The 16,060-nt window shown below is 62.1% G+C and carries 17 protein-coding genes and 1 tRNA gene; 6 read left to right on the top strand and 12 right to left on the bottom strand.

Translation table 11 applies throughout. The features are described 5' to 3' along the window. Positions 1-69: 69 nt before the first annotated feature. Positions 70-867, bottom strand: a complete 798-nt coding sequence (gene otsB, locus ACIQLI_RS16480; RefSeq protein ID WP_400390316.1) for a trehalose-phosphatase — start codon at positions 865-867, stop codon at positions 70-72. Continuing rightward, entirely contained in the window at positions 857-2,356 is a 1,500-nt protein-coding gene (locus tag ACIQLI_RS16475) for a trehalose-6-phosphate synthase (RefSeq protein ID WP_400390314.1), read from the bottom strand. Before ACIQLI_RS16475 ends, otsB begins: the two co-directional genes overlap by 11 nt. A 175-nt stretch (positions 2,357-2,531) precedes the next feature. On the opposite strand from ACIQLI_RS16475, the gene ACIQLI_RS16470 reads away from it, so the two are divergent. Both ACIQLI_RS16470 and ACIQLI_RS16465 read left to right on the top strand, forming a co-directional pair. After that, positions 2,532-3,410: a thioredoxin domain-containing protein gene (locus tag ACIQLI_RS16470; protein ID WP_354231122.1), complete on the top strand. Its 879-nt coding sequence runs from the start codon at positions 2,532-2,534 to the stop codon at positions 3,408-3,410. Between the two features lie 179 nt (positions 3,411-3,589). Next, positions 3,590-3,666 (top strand) — tRNA-Thr (locus ACIQLI_RS16465). 242 nt (positions 3,667-3,908) lie between these two features. Here the strand turns inward: ACIQLI_RS16465 and ACIQLI_RS16460 are convergent. Both ACIQLI_RS16460 and ACIQLI_RS16455 read right to left on the bottom strand, forming a co-directional pair. Beyond that, on the bottom strand, positions 3,909-4,403 hold the full coding sequence (locus ACIQLI_RS16460) for a DUF2306 domain-containing protein (RefSeq protein ID WP_400390312.1): 495 nt from the start codon (positions 4,401-4,403) through the stop codon (positions 3,909-3,911). Between the two features lie 9 nt (positions 4,404-4,412). Next, entirely contained in the window at positions 4,413-5,342 is a 930-nt protein-coding gene (locus tag ACIQLI_RS16455; protein WP_400390310.1) for a helix-turn-helix domain-containing protein, read from the bottom strand. Between the two features lie 236 nt (positions 5,343-5,578). On the opposite strand from ACIQLI_RS16455, the gene ACIQLI_RS16450 reads away from it, so the two are divergent. Further along, positions 5,579-6,967 (top strand): MFS transporter, encoded by a 1,389-nt coding sequence (locus ACIQLI_RS16450; RefSeq protein WP_400390359.1) that lies wholly within the window; start codon positions 5,579-5,581, stop codon positions 6,965-6,967. Between the two features lie 75 nt (positions 6,968-7,042). Here ACIQLI_RS16450 and ACIQLI_RS16445 read toward each other — a convergent pair whose 3' ends face one another. The 4 genes from ACIQLI_RS16445 to ACIQLI_RS16430 form a co-directional block, all read right to left on the bottom strand. Beyond that, positions 7,043-7,510, bottom strand: coding sequence for a hypothetical protein (locus ACIQLI_RS16445; protein WP_354231114.1), 468 nt, complete (start codon positions 7,508-7,510; stop codon positions 7,043-7,045). Positions 7,511-7,601: 91 nt separating this feature from the next. Beyond that, positions 7,602-8,009, bottom strand: a complete 408-nt coding sequence (locus tag ACIQLI_RS16440) for an Hpt domain-containing protein (protein WP_400390294.1) — start codon at positions 8,007-8,009, stop codon at positions 7,602-7,604. Then, on the bottom strand, positions 7,993-8,718 hold the full coding sequence (locus ACIQLI_RS16435; RefSeq protein WP_354231110.1) for a signal peptidase I: 726 nt from the start codon (positions 8,716-8,718) through the stop codon (positions 7,993-7,995). Before ACIQLI_RS16435 ends, ACIQLI_RS16440 begins: the two co-directional genes overlap by 17 nt. 178 nt (positions 8,719-8,896) lie before the next feature. After that, the gene (locus ACIQLI_RS16430; protein ID WP_400390292.1) at positions 8,897-9,505 is read right to left on the bottom strand and encodes a TasA family protein; all 609 of its coding nucleotides are present in this window, start codon (positions 9,503-9,505) and stop codon (positions 8,897-8,899) included. A 272-nt stretch (positions 9,506-9,777) separates the two neighbouring features. Between ACIQLI_RS16430 and pnuC the strand changes: the two genes are divergently transcribed. From pnuC to ACIQLI_RS16415, 3 genes are read left to right on the top strand one after another with little or no spacing between them, the layout of a single operon-like run. Beyond that, a complete protein-coding gene (gene pnuC, locus ACIQLI_RS16425; protein WP_400390290.1) occupies positions 9,778-10,443 on the top strand; it encodes a nicotinamide riboside transporter PnuC in 666 nt (221 codons plus the stop codon). Between the two features lies 1 nt (position 10,444). Next, the gene (locus tag ACIQLI_RS16420; RefSeq protein ID WP_354231104.1) at positions 10,445-11,554 is read left to right on the top strand and encodes an AAA family ATPase; all 1,110 of its coding nucleotides are present in this window, start codon (positions 10,445-10,447) and stop codon (positions 11,552-11,554) included. Next, the gene (locus ACIQLI_RS16415; RefSeq protein WP_400390289.1) at positions 11,551-12,321 is read left to right on the top strand and encodes an NUDIX hydrolase; all 771 of its coding nucleotides are present in this window, start codon (positions 11,551-11,553) and stop codon (positions 12,319-12,321) included. The genes ACIQLI_RS16420 and ACIQLI_RS16415 overlap by 4 nt, the downstream gene beginning before the upstream one ends. A gap of 42 nt (positions 12,322-12,363) precedes the next feature. Here the strand turns inward: ACIQLI_RS16415 and ACIQLI_RS16410 are convergent, their stop codons facing one another. The 4 genes from ACIQLI_RS16410 to ACIQLI_RS16395 all read right to left on the bottom strand — a co-directional run bounded on the left by ACIQLI_RS16410 (position 12,364) and on the right by ACIQLI_RS16395 (position 16,045). Beyond that, positions 12,364-13,017, bottom strand: a complete 654-nt coding sequence (locus ACIQLI_RS16410; RefSeq protein ID WP_400390288.1) for a DedA family protein — start codon at positions 13,015-13,017, stop codon at positions 12,364-12,366. Positions 13,018-13,146: 129 nt separating this feature from the next. Further along, positions 13,147-14,226 carry a LacI family DNA-binding transcriptional regulator gene (locus ACIQLI_RS16405; protein ID WP_400390286.1) on the bottom strand — a complete coding sequence of 360 codons (1,080 nt, stop codon included), beginning with the start codon at positions 14,224-14,226 and terminating at the stop codon, positions 13,147-13,149. Positions 14,227-14,264: 38 nt separating this feature from the next. Next, positions 14,265-15,167 (bottom strand): carbohydrate ABC transporter permease, encoded by a 903-nt coding sequence (locus ACIQLI_RS16400; protein ID WP_354231098.1) that lies wholly within the window; start codon positions 15,165-15,167, stop codon positions 14,265-14,267. Then, on the bottom strand, positions 15,164-16,045 hold the full coding sequence (locus tag ACIQLI_RS16395; protein WP_354231096.1) for a sugar ABC transporter permease: 882 nt from the start codon (positions 16,043-16,045) through the stop codon (positions 15,164-15,166). Before ACIQLI_RS16395 ends, ACIQLI_RS16400 begins: the two co-directional genes overlap by 4 nt. Between the last annotated feature and the right edge of the window lie 15 nt (positions 16,046-16,060).

Here is a 16,060-nt window from a genome sequence, read left to right as displayed (position 1 = left end):
AAGAGTATGTCAGACTTTTGGGCATACTACCTAAATGTTACGAACGTCACATGTTGCCCTGATCACTCGCTAGGCCTCGGCGGTGACCCTCCGGCGCTCCCTCAACAGGGCTTCCAGCAACTCCGCCACGTGCACCGGCGCTTCCACCCTGTACTGGGCCTGAGTGAAGTCCAGGCCAACTTTGATGCCCACATCATCACCCAGGAGCCGGCCCAACGCGTCCTCATCGGTAACGTCGTCACCTGCGAACAGGATGGCCGTAGCGCCGGTTGCCTGACGCAGGAATTCAACGGCCTCACCCTTGGACGCGTGGACCACGGACGTCTCCAGCACGCGTTTACCCGTTTTGAGGTAGACACCCGGATGCTCACGGAGCACCCGCAGGGCGGCCTCGACGGCGTCTTCCGCTACGTCGTCGTCGGCCATCCTCGTGTGGAGGACGACGCCGGCGGGCTTGTCTTCGAGCAACGTCCCCGGCGCGATGTTCACGATTTCCGCGAGGACCTCACGCACCGAGGCCAGTTTGCTGCGCTGCTCATCGTCCAGTTCCAGGCCCAAGGATCCTTCACCGAGCCACACTTCAGCCCCGTGGCTGCCAATCAGCAGCGTGTCTGCCGGAGGTGAAGCGACCAGCCGCAGGCTGTCCAGTGCCCTGCCCGAGATGAGTGCCGTCGTCGTGCGTGGAAGTTCGGCGAGGCTCGCCAGAGCGGCGGCTGAACGGGGCAGGGGACGGGCATCCTCCGCCCGATCCACGAGGGGGGAGAGGGTGCCATCGAAATCGAGGGCCACCAACAGATGCTCCGTGCCGGAAATGCGCCGCACTGCTTCAAGCAGCTCCGGCGACAGGGAAAGCCTCTCAGCTGTCATCGCGCACTACCTTCTCTTCCAGGGCGGCCAGGAACTCCGCCGACCAGTGATCGACGTCGTGGTCCAAAATCTGCTTGCGCATCAGCTTCATGCGCCGGCGGGCTTCCTTGGCGGGCATATTGATGGCCCGCAGGACGGTGGACTTGAGTCCGTCGATGTCGTGCGGGTTGATCAGGAGCGCCTGCTTGAGTTGGTCGGCAGCTCCGGCGAACTCACTCAGGACCAACGCGCCGTCATCCTCTGAACGGGCCGTGACGTACTCCTTGGCCACCAAGTTCATGCCATCGCGCAGCGCGGTGACCAGCATGACGTCCGCAGCGAGGTACAGCGCCACCATTTCTTCCACCGGGTAGCTGTGGTGCAGGTAGCGGACCGCAGTGTTCTGGATGGTGTCGTAGGTGCCGTTGATGTGGCCCACGGTGCCTTCGATCTCCTCGCGGAGCAGCCTGTACTGTTCAACCCGTTCCCGGCTGGGGCTTGCCACCTGGATCAGGGTGGCGTCCTCCACCTTGATGTGGCCGTCCGCCAGGAGTTCCTCGAAGGCCTTGAGCCGGTGCCGGATGCCCTTGGTGTAGTCCAAGCGGTCCACGCCCAGGAGGATGGTCTTGGGGTTGCCGAGGTCCTTGCGGATCTGCTGTGCGCGCTCGATGATCTCAGGGTTGGACGCGAGCTCGCGGATCTGGGCAACGTCGATGGAGATCGGGAAGGCCTGCGCCCTGGCAATGTGCGTGACCTCGCCGTCGGGACCCTTGACGTGAACCTGCTGCTGCTTGACGCTCGCGCCCAGGAAGCGCCGGGCCGAACGCATGAAGTTGCCGGCGTCGCTGGGCCGCTGGAAGCCCAGGAGGTCCGCGCCCAGCAGGCCGTCAATGATTTCACGGCGCCACGGCAGTTGGGCGAAGATCTCCGGCGGCGGGAACGGGATGTGGTTGAAGAAACCAATCTTGAGGTCCGGCCGGGTCTCGCGCAGCAGGCGGGGAACCAACTGGAGCTGGTAGTCCTGCACCCAGACGGTGGCGCCGTCGGCGGCATGGCGGGTCACGGCGTCGGCGAACTTCCGGTTGACCTTGCGGTAGGAATCCCACCACGTACGGTGGAACTCCGGCGGCGCAATGACGTCGTGATACAGCGGCCAAATGGTCGCGTTGGAGAAGCCTTCGTAGAACAGCTCTACATCATCGCTGCTCAACTGGACCGGTATGAGGTCCATGCCTTCATGGCTGAACGGGCGCACCGTCTCGTCCGGGGCGCCATGCCAACCCACCCACGCGCCGTCGGACTTCGTCATCATTGGCGCGAGCGCCGTTACGAGACCGCCGGGCGAACGCCGCCAACCGTCGCTGCCATGTCCGTTGTCATCGCTGATGCGGTCAACGGGCAGCCTGTTGGAGACCACCATGAAGTCGAACTTGGTTGCCGTGGGCTTCTTGACGGGAGAAGCCCGAACGCCTTCATCGGTCTTGAGTTTCTCGCTTGCCAAATCCTGCATTAATGCTCCCTGGGGTTGCTGTGACTCAACTCCCAGCCTACTAGCGGAATCTTCCATGGCACTTGATCGTTCAACAACCGGGCAAGGGGTCTGCGCCGGATCTTCAAGTTTGCTCCCGTAAACTGACCCCGTTGCCCTAGCTATGCCCTTTGACGTCGAATACCCCGAGGAACTGATGAGCCCCGCAAACGAACAACGCCTGTCCAAGGCTGAACGCACCGCCCAGGCACGGGAAAAGGCGCGCGCAATCCGCGAAGAGCAGTTGAAGAAGGACAAGCGCAACAAGCTTCTGGTCGGCTGGGGCATTGTGGTTGCCGTTGTGGTCATCATCGCCTTGGTGGCGTTCGTGGTCATCGGCCAAGCGCAGAACAACGCACCTATTGCCGATCAGGGCCCGACGCCGGCCAACGGCAACGTCCACGGCGGCGTGACGCTGCTGGCCAACAGTGAAGTTGTTAAGTCGGAGCCGGCCAGCGTCAACGTTGCCGACGTCCCCAGCCCTGCAGCCACCCCGCCTGCCACCGTGACGGTCCCGGGCGGCGAAGCCGAAGCCGGCAAGCCCGTCAAGGTCATTGCCTACATCGACTTCATCTGCCCCGTGTGCAAACGGTTCGAAACCACGTACGGAGAATCGCTGACCAATCTCCGCAACGAAGGCAAGATCTCCCTCGAATACCGTCCCCTCGGCTTCCTGGACCGCCAGTCCACCACCAACTACTCCTCCCGCGCAGCCAACGCAGCTGCCTGCGTAGTGAACTCATCCCCGGAAAAGTACGCGGACTTCTTCAACTTGCTCTTCGAGCGCCAGCCGGCCGAAGGCGGAGCGGGCATCTCCGACAACGACCTGAAGAAAATGGCCACCGAGGTTGGTGCAGCCAACATCGACACCTGCGTCGACAGCAAGCAGTTCCGTCCGTGGGTGAAGGTCGCCACGCAGGAGGCTGCGGCAGTCGGCGTCACCGGCACACCCACCGTGTTCATCGACGGCAAGCAGTGGGACGGCAGCACCGACCTGAACGCTGAAATCCAGACGGCAGTTGACGCCAAGGGCTAGCAACCCTCGCGGAATGCACGACGGCGGCCGGCCACCCTTGTTCCTGGGTAGCCGGCCGCTGTCGTACTGTCTGGTCCCGGCTGGGTACGGTTTGGTCCTGGCGAATTTCGTTGACGGGGATGGTCTGGGCTAACCTTATCTAGCGCTCTTTCGCGCTGTGCTTCGGGTAACCGGAGCGTGCCTCCTTAGCTCAGTTGGCCAGAGCACCGCTCTTGTAAAGCGGGGGTCGTCGGTTCGAATCCGACAGGGGGCTCCACGAACCCCTCCATTCCGGCGATTTTGCCGGGATGGAGGGGTTTTGCGTGTCTGCAATGCTGACGCACGATTGTTTTTGCAGGAACCAGATCTCAGCGACAACGAGTCCGGGCGGACTCAGGTGCTGAACGGCATCGAATTTCAGCGCTGGCGGCGAAGAGCGCCACTCCAAGAGGCGTCTCACATGCATAAATTAATTGGCCTCACCAGGTCCGCGGCAACACTGAAAGCGGCTGGAAGGTGCTACTTTCGGACGCTGATCACCGGTGCAGTCTTCTGACGAAGCTGCATCAGGCCGGCGACGGTCAGCCCGGCAGTAAGCGCCAGGGCCGCTACCCAGAGTGTGAGGCCGGCGAGGTCGTGGATGGCCATTTGGGGGAGCCGTCGATCAGGTACGGCGACGACGCCGATGAAGGCGCCGATGAGACCGAAGTAGCTGCCGGTCATAAACCGCTGATGCGCCCGGACGTTGCCACGGCGGACGGTCACCAGGCCCAACGTCAGGGTGCAGAACGTCAGCACGGACAGGGCGTGGAGCCAGTTGAACCCGCCGTCGATGGTCCGGATCCCGAACGAGGTGAGGACCACGACGTACATGGCCACCGCCCAGATGCGCCCCAGTATCTTGTGAGCTGCGCTGCCTTTGTTTCGGCGGAGAAGGTTCACAGCGCCGAAGATCAGGGCGTAGCCCGCTGCGATGGCATGCAGGGCGATGAGCAAAGTCCAGGGCGAGGGCATACGGCCAGCCTAGCGAAGTCGGAAGGGACCATCGGACTGTGGCAGCGTGGACGATTGTTGATCCAGGGACAATCGGGCCGGCCCTTCCGGCTCTGCCGCATCGCCGGCGGCCAGCAGTTGAAGTGCTTCCGCGGCCGGCGTTCCCGGGTCCGCGGCGTACATGAGGATCCTGTGCCCGGAATCGTCGGGCGGTGTGAGGACCTCGAAGTTCAGCTCCAGGGCACCTACTTCGGGGTGGTGCATATGCTTCAACCCGGACATGCAGTTCTCCACGGGGTGCCGAGCCCACAATTTCGCGAACTCCTCGCTCTTCAAGGTGAGCTCACCCACCAAGGACGCTAGTTCAGGGTCATCTGTGGCCCGGCCGGCGACGAGCCGCAGGGATGACACGGCGCGCGTCGCTTCCTCCAGCCAGCGTGGGTAAAGTTCGCGGGTGTGGTGGTCAAGGAACAACAGACGGGTCATGTTTGGCCTTGTTGCAGCCGACTTTGGTGCGTCGAAGTCCAAGTGCCCGGCAACCAGGCGATGGCCAAGCCGGTTCCAGGCAAGCACCTCGCTACGGCGTCCCAGAACGATGGCGGGGGTGCCGGACATTGACTGAATCAGGCGGAGCGTCCCCGTCCTGGCCTTGTCCGGCTTCGTCACGGTGCGGCGTTTGGTGTTGCGGGCCCGGGCAAGATTGAACAGGTGGGCTCGCTCGTCGATGGTGAGATTCAGGGCCCGGGCAATCGCATCGATGATGGCTTCAGAAGCATTGTTACTGAGGCCCTGCTCCAGACGGGTGTAGTAGGTGTTGCTGACTCCCGCGAGCATGGCCAGTTCCTCCCGCCGGAGGCCTGGTACGCGGCGGATGCCGTAATTGAGCAGCCCAACGTCTTCCGGCTTCAGGGCGGCCCTTCGGACGCGAAGGAACTCCCCAAGTTCACTCACCATAGTCATGACCACCATTCTGCCGGTCCCCGGCGGTAGTGTCCTGTCCCTGTCAGGGGTAGGCAGGAGGGGGTGTGGTTGATCCGGGCGCATGCGTAGACCGTTGGAGCTGTGAAGAAGCCGCCCGCGGGCGGTTACAGCTCCAGCAAAGGATCACCTCAATGACGACGCAACCGGATGTCACCAAAGGCACCAGCCTTCCACCTGCCACCGACCGTAAACCCCCATCGGACTCGAAAAGGCAGATGACCGGCCGGCAGCGCCTGGCGCTCATTGTCCTGCTCGCGGCCAGCTTCACCCTCGCCGTCGACTTCTCAATCCTCAACGTAGCCCTTCCAGCCATCGGCGCCGACGTCGGCTTCAGCTTGGAGAACCTCCAGTGGATCGCGACGGCGTTCGCGCTCTGCGCAGCGGGGCTGACTCTGCTGTTTGGCCGTGTGGCAGACATCGCCGGGCGGCGAAAGATGTTCATCATCGGCATGGCCTTGCTGGGCGTAGCTTCCCTCGCCGGCGGATTGGCAGCCGACCCTGCTTTGCTGCTCATTGCCCGCGTCGGCCAAGGCATCGCGACAGCCATTGTCGTTCCCGCCGCCCTATCGTTGCTGCTGGCATCCTTTCCTGAGGGGCCCCTGCGCGATAAAGCATTGGGCCTCAACGGTTCCCTGATGGCTGCGGGCTTCACGACCGGCGCCATTCTGGGCGGGCTGCTGACAGACCTGTTCAGCTGGCGATGGGCGTTCTTCATCAACGTGCCTGTAGCGATCGCAGTCCTCGCCATTGCCCCCATCGTTCTGGCCGAGAGCAAACCCAGCACCAAGTTGAGGCTTGACGTTCCAGGTGCCATCACGGTGACCCTCGGTCTGCTGGCACTGGTCTTCGGCCTTACACATGCTGCCGAGCACTCCTGGAGTGACCCCCTGACACTGGGTTCCCTCGCCGCAGCAGTCGTCCTCTTTGTGGCTTTTGTGGCCGTCGAACGCAGGGCAGCCTCGCCGCTGGTACCGCTGGAGATTCTGAAGCGCTCCACAATCGCCTGCGGAAACATCGCCGGCATCCTCGCCTTTGTCACCGAAACGTCCTTGGTATTCCTGCTGACCCTGTACCTCCAGCAGGTCCTCGGCTACACCCCGCTCGGGGCCGGCCTGGCCTTCGCAGTCCTTGGCCTCGGTACCGTGCTTGGGGGCATCCTCGGTCCCAAGGTCATAGGCAAAATCGGCAACAAGAAGGCAATCGTTTACGGGTTCATCGTCCAGACGATCGCTACCGGGGCCCTCGTGTTGATCAGCGCAGACCCCGCATCCATCGGTCTGCTGCTGGTCGCCACCTTCATTGGTGGCGTCGCCAACCTCGTGGTCATCGTCGGGTTCATGGTCACCGCAACCTCCGGCCTGCCAGATGAAGAACAGGGCTTGGCCACCGGCCTGGCAACCATGAGCCAACAGATCGGTATCACCATGGGCATTCCGATCATGAGCGCTATCTTCACAGCCCGGATCCTCACCATCGGGAACAACGAGGCCCCGGCCGTCCTCAGCGGCGTCACCACCGCCATTTGGGTCAACGCGGGCTTGTGCCTGCTCACTGCACTGGTGGTGGGCCTGTTGTTGCGCAGGCCGGCGCTGTCCACCAACTGAGCCCAACAGGCAGAAGCCCGGCGGAGGGCACAAGTCACAGACCTACGCCCCCGGCGCCGACCGCAGGCATCTGGCTCACGGGCAGTTCAGCGTCCCTGTCAGGGGTGCGCCCGCCCATGCGTTGGTGGAGTTGGGCACTTTGTAGTAGCCACGGATCTGGTAAGTCCAGGTGCCTGAGAGGTTGCTCGTGCTTTGGACCCCGGAGCCGTAGCTCTTTCCTGAGGCCTTGCTGAGGTCGCCCGTGAACCGCACAACGCCGTCGGGGTCTATGACTTTGAGCTCGTGGTAATTCGCGTGGGCGACGACTGTGAAACTGCTGACGCTGATTTTGGCTTGGCCAAACCAGAGGAATGAATCGCAGGACTTCGTCACGGTTACCGTGTTGGCTGCCGGGGCCGGGATCGTTGCCGCACTGACAGCCATGGCACCTGATGCGGTGTCGTTGAACTTGGCGTGCGCCGGTGAAATGTGAACGCCCAGCAGCAGGAGCATGGCGGCCAGGATGATGGCCGGTACTTGCCAGACGATGCCTTTGCCATGCATGTGCGTGATGCCGTTCCGGTAGTGCGAATGATGTGTTTCCAGTGTGCCGAACGGGCCTCAGGAAACACCTCGGTGAACACTCAAGGTCCGCTCAAGACCGGAAAAAACCCCGGTGCCGGGTCAGCGATGTATGCGCGGCCCGGATGAGGTCGGACCGTGAAGCGAGACAACGGTCTGTGGTCTGCCTCAGCGCAGGCAGCGCATGGGCGGCGTCGTCAAAGTGGTTTTCCCGGATCATGGATTCGATGGCCCGGCATTGGTGCTCCGTTTCCATGGCTCCCACCATGGAAGAGCTGATCTTCAGGCTTAGAACAGCGGTGGTGGTCTCCGTGGCGTCGTGCTCGTCCACAGCGTGGACGATTCGTTCGACGCGTTGCGGAAGCATCGCGAGGTATTTGGCGAGGAAACGCAGTGCCGGTTCGGGGCTTCCCAGTTCCTCGGCGAGGGATTGGAGCCTGCCCAGATCCAGTTCACCGCCTGGATTACCCGATGGCTTCATCGCGGCCTCCGGCCGTTTCTCCGGGTGTGGTCTTGGCGGGGTCCTTGGTCCAGATGGAGGCGAGCATTCCGATGACCAGGATGGTGGGTGCGCCGTACATCAGGATGTTCATGACGAGGGGTTCGCGGAGGGCACGGATGGCGTTGCCGACACCCGGGATGGTGGCGACGTGCTTGTCCACGGTCTTGCCTTGAAGCGTGGCGATCCAGGGGTCGATGCCGTTGTTGGCGTCGCCCTTGGTTTGGACTGCCACGCCGCCGTCGGCGGTGGTGGTGATCTCGATGATCCGGTGGGTTTCCACCCGCTGGTCTTCGACCGGGATGTGGTACGTGATGATGTCGCCGACCTTGACGTCGGTGATGGGGGTGGGGACGGTGACGACGACGTCGCCCGGGTTGATCAACGGCGCCATGGATCCGGTGAGCATGGTGGAGGTCTGGTAACCCAGAACGCGCGGGCCGATCGCGAGGAACAGGAACACCAACGCAGCGAGGACCAGCATGCCCACGCCGATACCCCTCACCACTTTGCCGCCAATCCGGCGGAAGGTGCCGGTGGTGCTTGCAATGGAGGTGGCCGCTGCGGGCTGCTTCACAGCGGCGGTCTGAAGGACGGAAGGAACGACGGCGGCGGGTTGGGTCCCGTTCTCTGCTGCGGCAGAACGCCGGCCGCGAACTGCGGGAGTGGTGATGGTGCTCAGTGCGCTCATGCCTGGCGTTCCTTTCGTGGTGTTCGACGTGCTTTCAGTCTGTCCTCCCCTGCTCAAGGGAGCGTGCGGGTAGGCCTCAAGACATGATCAGGAAATGGCCAGGAACCGGCCGGAAGGGCATACCGGCCGGCCCCTGGGGTCTAGCGGGCTGACGGTGGTGGGTCAGCGGGGTGGGGGTTTACTTGGTGGTTTCGGTGCGTTGGGTGCCGGTGAAGGAGAAGGCGACGGTCGACGTCGCGCCTTGGAAGTCGTTGTTCGCGGTGGTGGGGAACGCGGTGGTGACCTTGAGGTTGTCGGTCTTGGCCGAGGTTACGGAGCTGAGGTTGGCCAGGGCTTTGTTGGCGGTGATGACCGGGGCGGAGGCCAGGACGGTGGTCTTGGTTCCGGTGCAGGTGTAGGGGGCTGCGGTGCCGGTCCAGGCTACGGAGCAGTTTTCGATGGTCAGCTGCAGGCCGTTGGTGGTGTCTGTGGTGAGCAGGGATCCGGTGGCTCCGGCGGAGGTGGTGAGGGTGACGTTGTTCAGGTCCGAGTTGCCGGTGTTGGCCAGGGTGACGAGTTTTTCGACCTTGTCTCCGGGGAGCAGTCCTGCGATGGGGACGTTGAGGGTGTTGGCCGGGCCGGGGGCGCCCAGGGCGATGGTGACCGTACCTGCGGTGACAGCCTGCGACGCGGAGGTCGAGGAGGTGAACGCACCGTAGGTTCCCATGCCGGCGACGGCGGCTGCGGTGCCGACCAGTGCGACGGAGGCGAGGATTTTGCCGGAGGTGGTCTTGAGGCTGATGGCCATCTGGGTGTGGTCCTTTCGGGAGGCCACCGCGGGTCCGGCCGGCCGTTTCTTCCAGCCTCTCTGGCTGACAAGAACTACTGTGCCGGGGCTGGATCAAGAACCAATCCTGCAAACCCGCAACACTTCCTCAGGAAAACCTCAAGACTCCCGCACGGGACAAACCCGGGTCCCGGACTGTCCTCCGAGACCGTTTCGAAGAGTTGTTGTCAGATTGACGATAACTCTGATACTGTCATTCTTATCAGCGTGATAATAACGAAGGAAGAACGACGATGATGGCACTGCTCGACTGGATGAATTCCGCAGCAATCCCCGATCTCTTCGGCAGTCCCGTGAGTTGGATCGAAGTCATCGGCTTCGCCACCGGTGCTGCCTGTGTTTATGGCGTAGCCCGGCAAAAGCTGTGGAACTGGCCTGTCGGCATCCTGAACAATCTTGCGTTCATCGTGTTGTTTCTCGGAGCCGGCCTTTACGGGGAGACCGTTCTGCAAGTGATCTTCGCGTGTGTTGCTGTTTATGGTTGGTTCAACTGGGTGCGGGGCAGTGCCGACACCGACAACAAGAACGACTTGCGGATCCGCGACGCCGCCGGCAGGGAGATCCTCCTTGGCGCCGTCGCTACCTTGGCCGGCACTGCTGCTGTGGCGCTGGTCCTCACCCACGGAACCGATTCCCAGGTTCCTTGGCCGGACGCCTTCGTGCTGACCGCCTCACTCGTAGCAACCTACGGGCAGGCCAAGAAGATCTTCCAACACTGGTATGTATGGATTCTCATCGATGTGGTCTCCATCCCCCTCTACTTCAGCCGCGGTCTGGCACTGACAGCCATCCTTTACGTCGGCTTCCTGGCCCTCTGCATCTACGGACTTATCGACTGGAAACGTGCCCGCAGGTCTGAAACACCGGTTATCCCCGAAGCCATCAAGACAGGAGCATGACGTGTACAAGCAGGCCATGGTTATCGGCAAGTTCTATCCGCCACACGCAGGCCACGCCCACCTGGTCACCACTGCCGCGGCGCAGGCCGAACGGGTCGCTGTCCTGGTCTTGGGCGCCCGCTTTGAGTCCATCAGCGTTGAAGACCGGGCCTCGTGGCTTGCCGAAGAGTTTGAAGGAGTCGACGGCGTGGAGGTCATCGGAATGCGCAACGACTGCCCTGAGGATTACCACTCAGACGAAATCTGGAAGGCCCAGACCGAACTGATGCGTTTGGCGCTCAAGTCCCACGGCATTACCTCCGTTGATGCCGTGTTCAGCTCCGAAGAGTACGGCAACCAGTTGGCCCGCGTCTTTAACGCTGAACACGTCTTGGTGGACCCGTCCCGGAGCACCTACCCGATCAGTGGCACCCAATGCCGTGATGACCTCGGGGCGGCGTGGCCCTGCATCATCAGGCCCGCCCGCCAGGAGATGGCAACGCGCATCATTGTGGTTGGCGCCGAGTCCACGGGCACCACCACACTGGCCAAGGCGCTTACCGGGCATTACCGGCCACGGTTCCCTCGGCTCGCAGACGTCCCCGAATTTGGTCGCGAATACACCTACACGAAATTCGAGGAACTGAGTGCCCGGACCCCGGATGCCACACTTCAGAACATGGTGTGGACAGCACAGGACTTCGGCCTGATTGGCGCGCGACAGACCGAGATGGAAAATGCGGCAGCCGACGCCTGTCCCTTGGTGATTGCAGACACCGACGCACTGGCCACCACACTCTGGGAGAGGTTCTACCTGGGGGAAGGAAGCTTCGGCTCGTACCACGCCGCCGACGTTCTGCCCCGGCGTGATGTGTACCTGATCACCGATCACGAGGGCGTGGAGTTTGAAGACGACGGGTGGCGTGAAGGAGAGCACCGACGCGCAGAAATGACTGAGTGGTTCAAGGAAACGCTGACTGAGGAAGGGCACTCCTGGATACTGGTCACCGGTGACCACGACCGGCGCATGAAAACCGCCGTCGGGATCATTGACCTGATCCTTGCCCAGCGGAGCAGCCTTATTTCCCCGCCCTGGGCCACCAGAACCGTTCTCGAAGGAGCAACGGCATGACGCCCGAAACAAACTCCGCCGGGAAATTTCTGGAAAGCTACAACCCCCGGGACTATCCCCCCACAGCCTTGACGGTGGACCTGGTGGTCTTTGCAGTCACCGGCGGGGTGCTGAATGTCGCTTTGGTCAGGCGGGGAGAGCACCCCTTCAAGGATTCGCTTGCCCTGCCAGGAGGCTTTGTCGGCCCGGAGGAGTCGGCCAGTCAGGCAGCAGGGCGTGAACTCGCCGAAGAAACAGGTCTGGACCTCGGAAGGCTGCCGGTTCATATCGAGCAGTTGGCTACCTACACCAGCCCGGACAGGGATCCCCGAATGCGGGTTGTCTCTGTAGCCCATCTGGCACTCTTGGCTTCCAATGGGATCTCGCTGCCAAAGATCGCCGCCGGGTCCGATGCTGCCGCTGCTGGTTGGTATGGCGTCCATGACATTCTCCGCGGCAAAGAGCTGGCTTTTGATCACGCCGCCATCCTGGGGGACGGATTGGCGCGGCTGGCAGGGAAAATGGAATACACCACCGTCGCTGCCCGACTCCTGCCGGAGGAGTTCACGCTGACGCAGCTTCGCACCGTATACGACGCCGTGTGGGAAACAACCCTGGCCGCGGGCAACTTCACCCGCAAGATGATGCCTCAGTTGAATGACGCCGGCCGGAAGACCCGCGGAACAACCGGCGGCGCCCCGGCTGCGCTGTTCACGGCCACGGACCGGCACATCCATCCGCCGCTCAAACGCTTCCCCACGGCTCCGGTCCAACCACGTAGGCCGTGAGGTGTTATCCAAGCCAGCGGTCAGAACATTAACTCAGAACGCCTACTTGGCGCTTTCCTTGCCTCGTCTTACCCTGCGGACAACGAGCCACGCAATGAAGGCGGCAAGCCCTGCGTAGACGGCGTAGTTGAGGAATCGCGAGTACTGGTCAACCAAGTGGTATTGCTTGCCGAGCAACGCGCCCAGGCCGATGAGCAGCGCATTCCATACTCCGGTGCCGGCGATGGTGAAGATGCTGAAGGTCATCAGGTTCATGCGTTCGGCGCCCGCCGGGAGGGAGATGAGGCTGCGCACCCCGGGCAAGAGCCTGCCGAAGAAGATCGCTGACTTACCGTGGCGTTCGAACCAATCGGCGGCTTTCTCGAAATCTTCCCGATCGACCAGTGGAAGTTTCGACAGCAAGTGGATGGACCGCTTAAGCCCAACTTTGTATCCCAGCCAGTACAACAGCAGCGCTCCCGCATAGGCACCCAGGGTGCTGGTAAGGAACACCAGGAGCAGGTTGATGCTGCCTTGCTGGGTGAGGAAGCCTGCCAGGGGGAGGATGACTTCGCTGGGAATCGGCGGGAATACCGTCTCAAGAAGCGTCAGCAGGCCCACGCCCCATTCGCCGAGGGCTTCAATTACTTGAGCGGCAACACCGACGATCCCGGTCAGCTCGTCGGTGGAACCACCCGTTTCCAGAGAGCCGATCAAAGCAATGTCCTTCCCAAGAGCTGACAGATTCACAAGGGAAGCCCAGTGATGGGGGACCACTGGGCTTCCACCCTCAACGCTATTCCCATGAGCGCCTGGGGGCAATGAGCAGTTATTTGTGCAGGAATGCTAAGCGGGTGAATGCACGGCTACGGACGCCCGTTCAACCGGCGGGCAGGCGATCTTCACAGCTGATTCAAGGGGAGCAGCATCCAGGCCCAGGAGCATGCGCACGCCGGCCGCGCCCAGTTCGTAATGAGGCAGTGACACTGTGGAGAGCGGCGGACGCAGGTGGGCAGCGATGACTTCCTGGTTGTCGAAACCAACCACGGCAATGTCTTCCGGGATGGACAGCCCGTTTTCCCGCAGGCCATCGTAAAGTCCCATGGCCATGCGGTCGTTGTAGCAGTACACGGCGCTGACCCCCAGCGTGAGCAAATTCTGCGTGGCGCCGTAGCCGCCTTCCTGATCCGGGTACGCTTCGAGCACCAAATCGGGATCAAAAGGAATTCCAGCGGCTTCGAGGGCGTCCTTGTACCCCTGGAGTCGACCATCCCTGGCAGGTGAGGGGGTGGTGGCGTTGATGAAGGCGATGCGACGGTGGCCACCGCGGACCAGGATCCCGGTGGCCGATTGGCCACCCTGTGTCTCGTCCGGGACCACGGCGCGCGCAGCTCCGGATTCCGGAGAGAAACAGTTAACCAGGACGAAGTCAGATTCCCGAAGGGTTTCCGGAATCTCCGTAGGGCGGTGGAACCACGTGGAGTACAGGATGCCGCGTACTTTGTATTCCAGCATCATGGCGATTGCGTCTTTTTCGAGCTCTTGATTGCCTTCGGTATTCGCGATCAGCAGGGCGTAACCATGTTTCCAGGCTTCGTCTTGGGCGCCGTGGATGATTTGGCCTGCGAACGGCGTGGTGGCTACGCCGTCGGCGACCAGCCCGATGAATCTGGACGTGCCGCTCACCAGCGTTTTGGCCATGGCGTTGGGACGGTATCCCAACTCGGTGATCGCCTCGGTGACACGTTGGCGGGTTTCGTCGGCAATCCGGGCGTTCTTCTTTTTGTTGATCACCAGGGAAACCGTGGCAGTGGATACTCCGGCCAGCTCAGCCACTTCGCGGAGGGTCACCGGATGGGCACGGCCTGTTCTGACAGGAACAGCGGGGGTGGCCGCGTTGCCTGACTCTCTCTCCTGCGAAATCATCTGTCCTCCATCAGGAGTATAACCGTCGGCCATTGCGGTCATCCCTTGTTCGCTCCGCTCTCAAGGCCTTGGATCATGGCCTTGTTGAGGACCAGGAATACCAGCAGCAGCGGTGTGATGGTCACGCAGACGGCGGCGAAGGTGGCCGTCCAATCGACCTTGCCCATGGCGCCGATGTAGTTCTGCAAGCCCAGGGGGATGGTCTTGAGGTCTTCTGAGAGAACAAAGGTGTTGGCGAAGATGAAGTCGTTCCAGATGAAGATGCTGTTGACCAGCACCACGGTCACCACGGTGTTGAGGGAGAGCGGCAGCGTGATCAGCCCGAAGATCCGGTAGGGTCCGGCCCCGTCCAGGGATGCTGCCTCGTAGGTTTCGCGGGGAATGTACTCGAAGAAGGACGAGAAAAGGTAGATGGACATCGGCAGGGCGAAGCCGGCCAGCGGGATGATCATCGACTGGTAGGTGTCCAGCAGGTTCACCGCGGAGTAGTCGATGAACAGCGGGACCAGCGCGATCTGGACGGGAACAATGATGCCGACCAGGAACAAGCCCCGGACGAACTTGCTGAGGCGGAAGCCAAGGACCTGGATGGCGTAGGCGGCCATCATGCCGAACAGGACGATCAGAATGTTGGCGCCCATGGTGACGATGAAACTGTTCAGGATGTTCCGTCCGAGGTCGCCGGTTTCAAAGGCGCGGGCATAGTTGTCCCACGTCAACGAGCTGGGAAGTCCGAACGGATCGCCGGTGGCAAAGTCCTGTTCGGTCCGCAGGCTGGTGACGAACAGCCAGGCGAGCGGGTACACCTGAACGATCACGATGAGCATGATCAGGACCCTCGAGAGTGTCCGGTACAAGCTGGGCTTCCGACGCCGGCGCTGGGGGACGGGAGCAGGAACCCTGGCGCGGGTCGGCTGAGCCGGGGCTGTCTGGGTGATCATGAATCTGCCTTCCGCTTGAGCATGAACAAGATGAGGCCGACGGCGACGAGGCACTCGATCACGATGAAGACGGCGATGGTACTTGCGTAGCCAAAATCCGTGCTGGTGAAGGCTGTCTTGTACATATAGGTGGTGAGGAGCTCGGAGGATTGTCCCGGGCCGCCGTTGGTCATGAGGTACGGGATATCAAAACCACGCAGGCCGTAGGTGGTGGCCATGATGGTGGTGGTAATCCACACGGGCCGGATGTAGGGGAAACGGATCTTGGTGAAGAGCGTCCACTTCGATGCGCCGTCCAGGACCGCGGCTTCTTCGAGTTCCTTGGGCACGGCGATCAGGGCCGCGTAAATGATGAGCATGTAGAGGCCGGTGAACCGCCATCCTTCAGGGGCGGAGACCGCGGCCAGCACGGTGTTGACGTCGGACAACCAGGCCCGCTCCAAGGAACCCAGTCCTATCCAGTGCAGCAGCTGGTTCAGCAGGCCGACGGGGTCAATGGAGTAGATACGGACAAAGAGGAACGCAATGGCCACCGTGGAGATCACTGCGGGCAGCAAATACAGGGTTTTGATGAGTTCGCGTCCCCTCCGCAGGGAGGTGAGCAGGCTGGCGACAACCAGGGCACCGCCCAGTTGCAGGACCAGGCAGATGGCCAGGTAGATCAGGGCGTTGAAGAAGGAACGCCAAAAGATGTCATCAGCCGTGAGCATTCGGACGTAGTTGGCGAGCCCGACGAACTCCATGTCACTGATGCCGTTCCATGAGAAGAAGCTCAGGAACAAGGACTGAAGAATGGGGAAGAGGACTGCTGCGCAGTAGAGCAGCAGGGGCGGGAGCAGGAAAACCAGGACTGAGGTTCGTGACCTGTTGGGAAGCATGGTGGGCCTTTCGGG

The organism is Paenarthrobacter sp. NPDC091669 (assembly GCF_044756725.1).
Taxonomy (GTDB): domain Bacteria; phylum Actinomycetota; class Actinomycetes; order Actinomycetales; family Micrococcaceae; genus Arthrobacter; species Arthrobacter bambusae_C.
This window is presented reverse-complemented; position numbering and strand designations above follow the sequence as displayed.

Bases quoted from the DNA above. Each gene is read 5' to 3' on its own strand.
- otsB (WP_400390316.1), bottom strand. From the start codon at position 867: ATGACAGCTGAGAGGCTTTCCCTGTCGCCGGAGCTGCTTGAAGCAGTG.
- ACIQLI_RS16475 (WP_400390314.1), bottom strand. From the start codon at position 2,356: ATGCAGGATTTGGCAAGCGAGAAACTCAAGACCGATGAAGGCGTTCGG.
- ACIQLI_RS16470 (WP_354231122.1), top strand. From the start codon at position 2,532: ATGAGCCCCGCAAACGAACAACGCCTGTCCAAGGCTGAACGCACCGCC.
- ACIQLI_RS16460 (WP_400390312.1), bottom strand. From the start codon at position 4,403: ATGCCCTCGCCCTGGACTTTGCTCATCGCCCTGCATGCCATCGCAGCG.
- ACIQLI_RS16455 (WP_400390310.1), bottom strand. From the start codon at position 5,342: ATGACTATGGTGAGTGAACTTGGGGAGTTCCTTCGCGTCCGAAGGGCC.
- ACIQLI_RS16450 (WP_400390359.1), top strand. From the start codon at position 5,579: ATGACCGGCCGGCAGCGCCTGGCGCTCATTGTCCTGCTCGCGGCCAGC.
- ACIQLI_RS16445 (WP_354231114.1), bottom strand. From the start codon at position 7,510: ATGCATGGCAAAGGCATCGTCTGGCAAGTACCGGCCATCATCCTGGCC.
- ACIQLI_RS16440 (WP_400390294.1), bottom strand. From the start codon at position 8,009: ATGAAGCCATCGGGTAATCCAGGCGGTGAACTGGATCTGGGCAGGCTC.
- ACIQLI_RS16435 (WP_354231110.1), bottom strand. From the start codon at position 8,718: ATGAGCGCACTGAGCACCATCACCACTCCCGCAGTTCGCGGCCGGCGT.
- ACIQLI_RS16430 (WP_400390292.1), bottom strand. From the start codon at position 9,505: ATGGCCATCAGCCTCAAGACCACCTCCGGCAAAATCCTCGCCTCCGTC.
- pnuC (WP_400390290.1), top strand. From the start codon at position 9,778: ATGATGGCACTGCTCGACTGGATGAATTCCGCAGCAATCCCCGATCTC.
- ACIQLI_RS16415 (WP_400390289.1), top strand. From the start codon at position 11,551: ATGACGCCCGAAACAAACTCCGCCGGGAAATTTCTGGAAAGCTACAAC.
- ACIQLI_RS16405 (WP_400390286.1), bottom strand. From the start codon at position 14,226: ATGATTTCGCAGGAGAGAGAGTCAGGCAACGCGGCCACCCCCGCTGTT.
- ACIQLI_RS16400 (WP_354231098.1), bottom strand. From the start codon at position 15,167: ATGATCACCCAGACAGCCCCGGCTCAGCCGACCCGCGCCAGGGTTCCT.
- ACIQLI_RS16395 (WP_354231096.1), bottom strand. From the start codon at position 16,045: ATGCTTCCCAACAGGTCACGAACCTCAGTCCTGGTTTTCCTGCTCCCG.